Below are 10,492 nucleotides of genomic sequence, written 5' to 3'. Positions count from 1 at the left end.
CCCTCCGAAGTCCCCGGCGCCCCCTCTGCCGCTTCGGCCCCCGGCACCGGGAAAAGCCCGTCCGCCTCCGGGGCCGCCGAGCCACCACGCGCGGCCGCCAGGGCCGCGCGGGCCTTCGCCGCGCCTGCGGCCGCGTCGCCGGGCGGGCCCTGGACGGGCGGAGCCGTACTCGCGGTGCGGTGGCGCGACGGGGTGTCCAGCTCGGCCGTCGAGGCGGACGCCTCCCACTGCCTGCCGTCGCGGCCCGCGTCCATCGCCTCGTTGGCGAGCCGGTCGGCGTGCTTGTTCTGCGCGCGCGGGATCCATTCGTACGTCACGGAGGACGGCGGCAGGATCACGGCGGCGCGGGCCGCCAGCGGCTTCATGTCGGGGTGCTTGATCTTCCAGCGCCCCGACATCTGCTCGACGACCAGTTTGGAGTCCATCCGGACGTGCACCCGCGGCCCGCCGCCCTCGCTCCCCGCGTCCGGGAACAGCGCCTTCGCGGCCGTCAGACCGGCGATCAGGCCCCGGTACTCGGCGACGTTGTTGGTCGCGACGCCGATGTACTCGGCGACCTCGGCGAGGGTCTCGCCGGTGGCCGCGTCGATGACGACGGCGCCGTAACCGGCGGGCCCCGGGTTGCCCCGGGAGCCGCCGTCGGCCTCGACCACCAGACGGCGGACAGCGGGGGCAGCGCTCATTACAGGCCCGACTCCGAGGTGCGGACCAGGATGCGGTGGCAGTTCTCGCAGCGCAGGACCGTGTCGGGAGACGCGGCCCTCACCTCGCCCACCTCGGCCATGTTCAGCTCCAGGCGGCAGCCCTCGCAGCGGCGCTGGTAGAGCCGGGCGGCGCCGACCCCGCCCTGCTGGGCGCGGAGCTTGTCGTACAGCTTCATGAGGTCGGCGGGGATGACCTCGGCGACGACCTGGCGGTCCTTGGTCACCGTGGCGACCTCGGCGTCCAGCTCGGCGGTCGCGGCGTCGCGGCGGGCGGTGGCGGCGTCGACCTTGGCCTGGACGGCGGAGACCCGCTCGGTCAGCTCGGCGACCCGCTCCTGGGCGGCCTCGCGGCGCTCCATGATCTCCAGGACGACGTCCTCCAGGTCTCCCTGGCGCTTGGCCAGCGAGGCGATCTCGCGCTGGAGGCTCTCCAGGTCCTTGGGCGAGGAGACCGCGCCGGAGTCCAGGCGCTGCTGGTCGCGGACGGCGCGCTGGCGCACCTGGTCGACGTCCTGCTCGGCCTTGGTCTGCTCGCGACTGGTGTCGCTCTCCTCGGTGGTGGAGGCGACCAGCAGGTCACGCAGCTGGGTGAGGTCGTTGCCGAGCTGCTCGATCTCGGCGTGCTCCGGCAGCGAGGTGCGCTTGTGGGAGAGCTGGGCGAGACGTACGTCGAGGGCCTGGACTTCGAGGAGTCGGATCTGGTCGGCGGGCGCGGCGTTCAGTTGGGGGCTCCAGAGGAATGGTGGGTGGTCCAGGGGTCGGTGACCTGCTTCGAGACATGGACCCGCAGGTCCCATCCGTGGCGGTCGGAAAGCGCGTCGAGCTGCGCGGCCGCCTGCTCGCACCAGGGCCACTCGGTGGCCCAGTGCGCGGCGTCGACCAGGCCGAGCGGCGAGTGCTGCACGGCCTCGGACGCCGGGTGGTGGCGCAGGTCGGCGGTGAGGAAGGCGTCGACGCCCGCGGCGCGCACGGCGTCGAAGAGGCTGTCGCCGGAGCCGCCGCTGACGGCGACGGTACGCACGAGCGCCTCCGGGTCGCCCGCCAGCCGGATGCCCTGCGCGGTGGCGGGGAGCCGGGCGGCGGCCCTGGCGGCGAAGGCGGCCAGGGTCTCGGGGTGGTCCAGCTCGCAGATCCGGCCGAGTCCGCGCCGCCCGGCGGGGTCGGTGGGGTCCGGTACGAGGGGTCCGGTGATCCGCAGGTCCAGGGCGCCGGCGAGGGCGTCGGAGACGCCGGGGTCGGCGGAGTCCGCGTTGGTGTGCGCGACGTGCAGCGCGACGCCGTGCTTGATGAGGGTGTGGACGACCTTGCCCTTGAAGGTGTCGGCGGCGACCGTCGTCGTCCCGCGCAGATAGAGCGGGTGGTGGGTGACGATCAGCTGGGCGCCGAGCTCCAGGGCCTCGTCGGCGATCTCGTGGACGGGGTCGACGGCGAACAGCACCCGGCCGATCTCCGCGTCCGGGTCGCCGCAGACCGTACCGACCGCGTCCCATCCCTCGGCCCGCTCGGGGGGCCAGAGGGCGTCGAGGGCGGCGATGACTTCAGACAGACGGGGCACGGGGGAAAGGCTACCTGTCCGGCGTGGTCCGCCGCCCCTGACCGCCGGACCGGTACGCCGGGACCGGCGGCCGGGCACGAATCGTTACTTCACCAGGTCGGGACCGCGCGGCCGAAAGGACTACTTCACCAGGTCCGCGCGCAGGTCGTCCAGGACGAGGCCCGCCGAGGTGACGCCGAGGCCCAGGTACCAGGTCTCGTCGGAGACGTCCTTGGCCCGGCCCTCCTTGACGGCCTTCAGGTTCTTCCACAGCGGGTTGGACCGGGCGGTGTCGCGCTGGGTGGCCTTCGGGTCGCCGTAGACGCCGGTGAAGATCCAGTCGGCGTCCGCCTCGTCGATCTTCTCCGGGCTGATCTCGGTGGCGAGGTCCTCGATCTGCTGGTTCTTCGGGCGGGGCAGGCCGACGTCTTCCAGGATGGTCCCGATGAACGAGGCCTTGGCGTACAGCCGGAGGCGGTCGGGCAGGTAGCGGACCATGGAGACGGTCGGCTTGTCGGCGCCGATGTCGTCGCCGAGCTTCTTCGCCTTCGCCCGGTACGCGGCCAGCGCCGATTCGGCCTGCTCCGTGCGGTCCAGGGCGGCCGCGTTGAGGAGGTAGTTCTCCTTCCAGGTGAAGCCCGGGCGGATGGAGAACACGGTCGGGGCGATCTTGGACAGCTCGTCGTACTTGTCCGCGGCGCGCAGCTGGCTGCCGAGGATCAGGTCCGGCTGGAGGCCCGCGATGGCTTCGAGGTTGAGGCTGTTGATCGTGCCGACGCTCTTGGGCTCGCCCGCGTCCTTCTCCAGATACGAGGGGATGGCCGCGTCGCCCTCGCTGGGCGCGTAGCCGACCGGCTTCAGGCCCAGCGAAACAACGTTGTCGAACTCGCCGACGTCCAGCACGACCACGCGCTTCGGCGCCGCCTTGATCTCGGTCCTGCCCATGGCGTGGGTGAGGGTACGGGGGAACTCGCCGGCCTCGGCGTCGGTGCCGTACGCCGCCGTCTTCTTCGCCGCGTCCGCGAAGTCCTTGCCGCCGGTGGCGACAGCGGCCTTCTTGTCGCCGCCCGCGTCGGAGCCGGCCGCGCCGCCGTCCCCGCCCCCGCAGGCCGAGAGGGAGAGGGCGGCGGCAACCGCCAGGGCGACTGCGGCGGTACCGCGGGGCCGAAGGGACATCGCTTGCTCCTGCTGATGCGCGTACGTGCCGGGGCACGCCTGTTTGGTTAGGGCTGCCTAACCATAGGCGCGGACACCTCCGCCAGCACACTCACCCCCTCCACCTCAGGAGAATCCGGACATCGCCACCCTTATGTGTGAAGTGAGGTGGCTCGCGTTGTTCGGCTGGAAGTGCGAAAACTAGCTTTCGTAGCCGGAGGTGACGAGTCCATGACTGCCTGTGCCATCGAGGGCGGAACCGCCGGGGCCGCCGCGACGGCGGAACCCGGACCGGAAGGGGAACCCGGACCGGAGGAGAAAGGGTCCGCCGCGCCCGAAGCGCCTGCCGGGGCGCACATCCCCGCCCCGCCCGCGTTCCCCCCGTCCGCGATCCCGGACCGGGGCGCACCCGGAGGCTCGACCCCACGCACACCCCCCGGTGGCCTCACGCTCACCGCGGACGGGGCGTACGCGGCACGGCTCACCGCGGCCCCCGGGGCGCCGGGCGAGCGTGCCTGGTATCCGGAGCGCTGGACCCTGGACGGGCCCGAGCCGTACGCGGTGCCCCTCCCCCTCGGCCAGCCCGAGGAGCCGGACTCCCGGGTGGTCCCGCTCACCGACGGGCGGGTGCTGATCCAGCGACGGGTGGCGGACCGGCAGATGTTCTCGCTGCTCTACCCGACCGGACCCGGCACCGGCGAACTCCCGCTGGGCGCCGTCGAGTCCCCGGAGATGACCCTGCTGCCGCCGTCGCCGGACGGCCGCAGCGTGTACGCCCTGGCGGTCGGCGGCCACGCCTCGTATCTGTGGCGGGTGGCGGGCGGCGCCTTCGGTCCCGAACGGATCGCGCAGATCCCCGGGGGCTGCTCGGGCGGGGTGTGGCTGGACCGGGCGGGCCGGATGCTGGCGCTGGACCGGCAGGCGCCCGGCGGCGGTCCGGTCAAGACGGTCGCCGTCGATCTCGGGCGGCAGGGCGAGGTGACACCGCTGCTCCAGATCGCACCGGAGAGCAACGACCGGCTGCTGCTCGCCGACGCCGACAGCGGGCTGCTGCTGCTCCGCTCCGACGCCCCGGGCCACGACCGGCTCGGCTGGGGTGTGGTGGGCAGTTGCCTGCCGGTCAGGTTTCCGGAGTGCCTGCGCCCGGCGGATGTGGCGGTGACGCCGTTCGCGGTGCAGCCCGGGCAGATGCTGATGCCGGAGAGCTGTGCGGTGGCGCTGCGGATCGACGGCGCGGCGGGCAGCTGGGTGGGGGTCTGGCGTCCGGCGGGGCGCAGGCTGCACCACTTCGCGGCACCGGAGGGCTGGTCGGCGGGGGCCGGTTACTGGAGCCGGGAGGGGGTGCTGCATCTCCCGTACGCGAACGGCGCGACGCCCTGCGGTGTGGCGCGGCTGGAGGCCCCGGAGGACACGGAGTCATCCTCCGGCACGGACCGGGCGCAGGGCTCGGGCAGCGGAGCGGAACCGTCCGCCGCCGTTGCCGCTCCTGCTGTGTGTAAGCCCGTTCCGTTGGGGCAGGCACCTCTGCGCCGAGCCGTGCGACCGACCTGTGACAGGTCCTAGACTCGGGCCCCTGGGCTGACAGCCGCACGTGCGACACAAGCAAGCGATCACAACGGGGTGACTTCCCACATGTCCGAAGCGCGAACCGACACGACCCAGACGCGCCCGCAGGGGGCGGACGAGGGAGCAGGAACCGGCGGTTCCGGCAAGCACCGAGGGGGTGCGTCGATGGAGAACACGTCGGTGCAGCCGCACGGGCGCCACCGGCGGCCCGCCGAGGACGAATCCAGGGCGGCCTGAACCACCGGGCGGATGCACCGCGGGAGGGCCCGGACCGGCGAACAGCCGGTCCGGGCCCTCCCCCGTTTCCGTTTCCCTACTGCCGCTTCAGCCCCAGCACTTCGGCTGCCGCGAAGGTCTCGTTCGGCGGGCGCTCCGCGTAGTACGGGGTGAGCAGCTCGTCCAGTTCGGCGAAGGTGAACGCCTCCTTCGCCGCGTCGAACCGGGCGGCCACCCGCGGCCGTTCGACGACGGCGACCATGCCCCCGTGGACGACCAGCAGCTGCCCGTTGACCCCGGCCGCCGCCGGTGAGGCGAGGTAGCCGACGAGCGGGGAGACATGCTCGGGAGCCAGCGGGTCCAGGGTCCCGTCGGCCGGTTCCTGGAAGCCCGCGAACACGTCCTCGGTCATCCGGGTCCGGGCGCGCGGGCAGATGGCGTTGACGGTGACGCCGTACCTGGCGAGAGCCAGTGCGGTGGAGGTGGTGAGACCGACGATGCCGCCCTTGGCCGCCGCGTAGTTGGGCTGGCCCGCCGAGCCCGCGAGGAACGCCTCCGACGAGGTGTTGACGATGCGCCCGTAGACCGGGCCGCCCGACCCCTTGGAGCGGGCGCGCCAGTGGGCGGCGGCGAAGTGCGTGGTGTTGAAGTGGCCCTTGAGGTGGACGCGGACCACCGCGTCCCACTCGTCCTCGGTCATCGAGAAGATCATCCGGTCGCGCAGGATGCCCGCGTTGTTGACGAGGATGTCGAGCCGGCCGTAGGTGGAGACCGCCGATTCCACGAGCGCCCGGGCCTGTTCGTGGTCGGAGACGTCGCCGAGGTGGGCGACGGCCCGGCCGCCGGCTGCCCGGATCTCGGCGGCGACCTCCTCGGCGGGCGCGGCGGACGCCTCGCCGGAGCCGTCACGGCCCGGCTGTCCGTAGTCGTTGACGACGACGGCCGCGCCGAGCCGGGCCAGTTCGAGGGCTTCGGCGCGGCCGAGGCCGCGGCCCGCGCCGGTGACGATCGCGGACAGCCCGTCCAGCGGGAGGGGAAGTGACATCGGATTCCTCAACGTGGTCGGTCGGGTGCCGGGCTCAGAGCTCGATGCAGGTACGCAGCGACTCACCCGTGCGCATCTGGTCCAGGGCGTCGTTGACGCCGTCCAGCCGGACCCGGTGGGTGATCATCGATTCCAGGTCGATCCGGCCCGCCCGCCAGAGCGCGACGGCCCGTTCGTAGGAGCGCAGGACGTCCCCGCCGCCGTACATGGAGGGCAGGATGCGCTTCTCGTCGAAGAACAGCTCGAACATGTTGAGCTGGAAGTTGTCGTCCATGGCCCCGGCCCCGACGACGCACAGGGTGCCGCCGCGGCGGGTGTGCTCGTAGGCGGTGCGGGTGGTGGCGGACTTGCCGACGACCTCGAAGACGTAGTCGAAGCCCTCACCGCCGGTGATGCGCTGCTTGGCGTCGGCCAGCCCGTCCGGGTCGAGGGCCTCGGTGGCGCCGAAGCGGAGGGCGGCCTCGCGGCGGGAGGCGACCGGGTCGACGGCGACGATCTGGGCGGCGCCCTGGACCCGGGCGCCCTGGATCGTGGAGATGCCGACCCCGCCGCAGCCGATGACGGCGACCGATGAACCGGCCTCCACCTTGGCGGTGTTGATGGCCGCTCCGAGGCCGGTGGTGACCCCGCAGCCGATCAGGGCGGCGATCTCGAACGGTACGTCGTCGGGGATCGGCACCGCGCAGCCCGCGCCGACGACGACCTCCTCGGTGAAGGTGCCGGTGCCCGCGAAGCCGAAGACATCGCCGCCGGGGCGCTTGAAGTTCGGGGTGCCCGCGTTCATGAAGCCCGCCAGGCACAGCTGGGTCTGGCCGCGTTTGCAGGACGGGCAGGCGCCGCAGGCGGGCAGCCAGCAGACGAGGACCCGGTCCCCGGCGCTCAGCCCGGTCACCCCGTCGCCGACGTCGACGACCTCGCCCGCACCCTCGTGCCCGGGGACGAAGGGGGCGGGCTGCGGGAGGACGCCGCTCATGGCGGAGACGTCGGAGTGGCAGAGCCCGGTGGCCCGGATGCGGAGCTTGACCTTGCCGGGGCCGAATCCCACCGCCTCGACGTCGTCGAGGACTTCCAGCTTCTCCTGGCCTGTCTCGTGCAGTACGGCTGCGCGCATGGGTACGGCTCCCCTCACATCGTCATCTTCGGCAAGGCTGCTGGCACTGGTTCTGGCTCTGACGCTGGCACTGGCGCCGGTGTGTTCAGGAGTGCTCGACGAGCGTGTCGGCGAGGACCGCCGCGTCGTCCCGCTCGACGGCGGTGACGGTGACCTGGACGCGGCCCTCGTCGGCCCACATCCGGATGCGGAGGGTCTCGCCGGGGAACACCACCCCGGCGAAGCGGGTGCGGTAGGCACAGATGCGGGACACATCGCCGTCCAGCAGGGTGTCGGTGACGGCCTTCAGGGTCATGCCGTAGGTGCACAGCCCGTGCAGGATCGGCCGGTCGAACCCGGCGAGCTTGGCGAAGGCGGGGTCGGCGTGGAGCGGGTTCCAGTCCCCCGACAGCCGGTAGAGCAGCGCCTGGTCGTCACGGACGGGGCGCTCGACCGTGCGGTCGGGGGCCCGCTCCGGCGGGGCGAGCCGGTCGGAGGGACCGCGCTCACCGCCGAACCCGCCCTCTCCCCGTACGAAGATCTCGGCGTCGTTCGTCCACAGCGCCCCGTCGCTGTCGCTAGCCTCGGTACGCAGCACGATGACGGCGGCCTTGCCCTTGTCGTACACCGCCGCGACCTTCGAGGTCTGTACGGCGCGTCCGGTGACCGGGAGCGGCCGGTGGACCCGTACGGACTGCCCGCCGTGCAGGACGCGCGCCAGGTCCACGTCGATCCCGGGCGCCCCCATGCCGCCGAACGCGGCCGTCCCCGCGCCCGCGACGGTGGCGAAGCTCGGCAGCACCTGGAGCCGGGATTCCAGGGTGTATCGCAGCTCGTCGGGGTCGGTGGCGGGGCTGCCCGCGCCGAGGCCCAGGTGATAGAGCTGCACGTCCTTGTGGTCCCAGCCGATCTCGGCTCGGCGGGGTTCGGCGGCGATGGCCGCTCGGGCATCAATGGGCATGGCGAAGCCGCTCCTTGATGATGGGAAGACCTCGGCGCGACCGTCCGCACCGTCGCCCGCACCGAGGTCGTGCGGTGACCGGCAGGGCGCGCCTCTTGTAGAACGCGTTCTAGCCGATGGCCCATGTATAACGCAGCCCCCCGAAGTTGGGAAGACTGCTGACGTCGCGTCAGATCAGGGTGCCCGGCCGACGGCCGCCTACCCTGGGCGGGTGAACGAGATGCCCCGGGAGCACCGGCCCACGAGGTCCGTCCGTGTCCTGCTCGCGGAGGACGGGGCGGCGGCCCGTGGCGCCCTGGCGATACGGCTCGGCATGGTGCCGGACTTCGCGGTGGCCGCCCGGGCCGGCACCGGGGACGAGGCCGTGGCGGCGGCCCTGACGTCACGCCCCGATGTGGCTCTGCTGGACTTCGAACTGCCGGACGGGGGCGGCCCGGCGGCCGCCGCCGGGCTGCTGGCGGAGGTGCCGGAGTGCCGGGTGCTGATCCTGGCGACGTTCGGCGGTCCTGACCGGCTGCGGCAGGCGCTGGCGGCCGGGGCGGTCGGGTTCCTGGTCAAGGACGGCCCGGTGGAGGATCTGGTCCGGGCGATCCGGGCGGCCCTGACCGGGGAGACGGTGATCGACCCGGCGTTCGCGGGGGCGCCCCCCGAAGCCCCGACGGCCACCTGACCCCTGCCCGTCACACCTTGGCCGGGACCTCGGCCGGAGGGCGCGGGCTGCGGTGGTTCGGCAGCCAGAGCAGCATCACGACCGCCCCGGCGAGCAGCACCCCGCTCGCCGTACGGAAGGCCGCGGCGTACCCGGCGGTGATCTCGGCCGCGTCGCCGGACCCCCCGGTGCGGGCGGCGGCGACGGTCGAGAGCACCGCGAGGCCGAGCGCCCCGCCCATCGTGCGGGAGGTGTTGATCAGCCCGGAGACGAGTCCGGCGTCCCCGGGGGCCGCGCCGGAGGTGGCGAGGGCGGCGAGCGGGGTGGAGGCGAGGCCCGCCCCGGCCATCATCAGGATGCCGGGGAGCATGATCGCGGTGAGGTAGGAACCGTCCACACCCATGGTGGACTGCCAGCCGAAGCCCGCGGCGGTGATCAGGACCCCGGCGACGGCGAGACTCTTGGCCCCCGTACGCACCATCAGCCGGGGCCCGATCTTGGCGCCGATGACGACGGCGGCCGAGGTCGGCATCAGGGCGAGCCCGGCCTGCAACGGCGTGTAGCCCAGGACGTTCTGGGCGTACACGGTCATGAAGTACCACATGGAGAAGGTCGCCGACCCCATGAGCAGCATCGATACGTTGGCCGACGACACCGCCCGTACGGAGAACACGCGCAGCGGGATCAGCGGCACCGCCGTCCGCGCCTCGACCGCCACGAACGCGGCGAGCAGCGCCACCCCGGCCAGCAGCGGTACGAGCGTGGCGGCGGCCCAGCCCTCGGCCTCGGTCTGGACGATCCCGTACGCGACGGCGGCGAGGCCCGCGGTGACGAGGACCGCGCCCAGCAGGTCGATCCGGCGCCGGTCGCCCGCCCGGCCCTCGGTGATCCGCAGGGCGGCGGCGACCAGGACGAGGGCACCGATCGGCACGTTGATCAGGAGGACCCAGCGCCAGGACAGGGCGTCGGTGAGCACCCCGCCGACGAGCCCGCCCGCCGCACCGCCGCCCGCGCCGACCGCCATCCAGGTCCCGATGGCCCTGGTCCGGGCGGGGCCCTCGGGGACGGCGGCCGTGAGGATGGTGAGCGTGGCCGGGGCGAGCACGGCCGCCCCGAGGCCCTGCACGCCACGCGCGGCGAGGAGCTGCCAGCCCTCCTGGGCGAGGCCGCCCGCGAGGGAGGCGGCGGTGAAGAGGCCGAGCCCGACGAGGAACATCAGCTTGCGCCCGTAGATGTCGGCGGCCCGCCCGCCCAGCAGCATGAACCCGGCGAACGCGATCGAGTAGGCGTTGACGACCCACTGGAGCGCGGCGGCGCTCAGCCCCAGGTCGGCCCGCATCGAGGGAAGCGCCACATTGACGACGGCGACATCGAGGACGACGAGGAACTGGCCGGTGCAGGCGGCGAGGACGACGGCCCAGGTGCTGGGCGGTATTCGCGGGGTGGCCGATGGGGCGGAGACGGGCGCGGAGACGTCAGGCATGCAGGTCATGGTCGCAGGCGGCGAGCGGCCCGTACATCGGGCATCGGACGCAGGCCCCGGGTCCCGGGTCGCAGGCACCGCGCGCCCCC

The 10,492-nt window shown here is 73.4% G+C and carries 9 protein-coding genes and 1 pseudogene; 2 read left to right on the top strand and 8 right to left on the bottom strand.

Features of this window, described 5'->3' with window-relative positions:
• The 4 genes from CIB93_RS30685 to CIB93_RS30670 all read right to left on the bottom strand — a co-directional run.
• The coding region (locus tag CIB93_RS30685) for a reverse transcriptase-like protein (protein ID WP_179500298.1) at window positions 1–683 on the bottom strand (683 nt) is incomplete at its 3' end.
• Window positions 683–1,426 (bottom strand): zinc ribbon domain-containing protein, encoded by a 744-nt coding sequence (locus CIB93_RS30680; RefSeq protein ID WP_179500299.1) that lies wholly within the window; start codon window positions 1,424–1,426, stop codon window positions 683–685. The genes CIB93_RS30685 and CIB93_RS30680, both read right to left, overlap by 1 nt.
• Window positions 1,423–2,259 carry a Nif3-like dinuclear metal center hexameric protein gene (locus tag CIB93_RS30675; RefSeq protein WP_096631623.1) on the bottom strand — a complete coding sequence of 279 codons (837 nt, stop codon included), beginning with the start codon at window positions 2,257–2,259 and terminating at the stop codon, window positions 1,423–1,425. Before CIB93_RS30675 ends, CIB93_RS30680 begins: the two co-directional genes overlap by 4 nt.
• Window positions 2,260–2,379: 120 nt before the next feature.
• Window positions 2,380–3,414, bottom strand: a complete 1,035-nt coding sequence (locus tag CIB93_RS30670) for an ABC transporter substrate-binding protein (protein ID WP_096631622.1) — start codon at window positions 3,412–3,414, stop codon at window positions 2,380–2,382.
• Between the two features lie 210 nt (window positions 3,415–3,624).
• Here CIB93_RS30670 and CIB93_RS30665 point away from each other — a divergent pair, with 210 nt between their 5' ends.
• Window positions 3,625–4,956 carry a hypothetical protein gene (locus CIB93_RS30665; RefSeq protein ID WP_096631620.1) on the top strand — a complete coding sequence of 444 codons (1,332 nt, stop codon included), beginning with the start codon at window positions 3,625–3,627 and terminating at the stop codon, window positions 4,954–4,956.
• 316 nt (window positions 4,957–5,272) lie between these two features.
• On the opposite strand, the gene CIB93_RS30660 is transcribed toward CIB93_RS30665, so the two are convergent.
• From CIB93_RS30660 to CIB93_RS30650, 3 genes are all read right to left on the bottom strand, one after another.
• Complete coding sequence (locus tag CIB93_RS30660) at window positions 5,273–6,220, bottom strand: 3-oxoacyl-ACP reductase (RefSeq protein WP_096631619.1); 948 nt, start codon at window positions 6,218–6,220, stop codon at window positions 5,273–5,275.
• Between the two features lie 34 nt (window positions 6,221–6,254).
• Entirely contained in the window at window positions 6,255–7,331 is a 1,077-nt protein-coding gene (locus tag CIB93_RS30655) for a Zn-dependent alcohol dehydrogenase (protein ID WP_096631617.1), read from the bottom strand.
• Window positions 7,332–7,416: 85 nt separating this feature from the next.
• On the bottom strand, window positions 7,417–8,271 hold the full coding sequence (locus CIB93_RS30650; RefSeq protein WP_096631615.1) for a MaoC/PaaZ C-terminal domain-containing protein: 855 nt from the start codon (window positions 8,269–8,271) through the stop codon (window positions 7,417–7,419).
• 220 nt (window positions 8,272–8,491) lie between these two features.
• On the opposite strand from CIB93_RS30650, the pseudogene CIB93_RS30645 reads away from it, so the two are divergent.
• Window positions 8,492–8,914 (top strand): annotated as a pseudogene (locus tag CIB93_RS30645) (response regulator); the annotation flags it as partial.
• 37 nt (window positions 8,915–8,951) lie between these two features.
• Here CIB93_RS30645 and CIB93_RS30640 read toward each other — a convergent pair.
• Window positions 8,952–10,412, bottom strand: coding sequence for an MFS transporter (locus CIB93_RS30640; protein ID WP_096631614.1), 1,461 nt, complete (start codon window positions 10,410–10,412; stop codon window positions 8,952–8,954).
• Between the last annotated feature and the right edge of the window lie 80 nt (window positions 10,413–10,492).

The organism is Streptomyces sp. WZ.A104 (assembly GCF_002382885.1).
In the GTDB taxonomy this organism is placed as follows: domain Bacteria; phylum Actinomycetota; class Actinomycetes; order Streptomycetales; family Streptomycetaceae; genus Streptomyces.
Note: the sequence above shows the minus strand (reverse complement) of the source record. Positions and strands in the feature narration are given on the sequence as shown.